Consider the following 293-nt stretch of genomic DNA (forward strand, 5'->3'; position numbering starts at 1 on the left):
CGGGATCGATGCGCTGTACCAGTCGCGCCCGGTCGTCATGGACATACACTTCCTGGCTGCCATCGGCGTTGTGCACGTTGACGCTGCCGTCATCGCCCCATACATAGCGCGTGTCCATCTGCGAAAAACTGGCCCAGTGCCGGACACAGCGCGCGGCTTTACCAGACCTTTCCCACGCCCAAAAGAAACTCGCCCCACCGGCCAATTGCCGCTCAAGAATGACGTGCTCTTCGTCGTACCGATAAACCTCGCGTTCACCGACGGCATTGGTCGCCGACACCAGTCGTCCGGCG

At 61.4% G+C, this 293-nt stretch carries 1 protein-coding gene; it reads right to left on the minus strand.

Features of this window, described 5'->3' with window-relative positions; genetic code table 11:
• Nucleotides 1–293, minus strand: a 293-nt coding sequence (locus tag BFP89_RS00070; RefSeq protein ID WP_141689003.1) for a hypothetical protein, incomplete at both ends; no start/stop codon positions are given.

Source organism: Pseudomonas sp. 31 R 17, from assembly GCF_900004915.1.
GTDB lineage: Bacteria > Pseudomonadota > Gammaproteobacteria > Pseudomonadales > Pseudomonadaceae > Aquipseudomonas > Aquipseudomonas orientalis_A.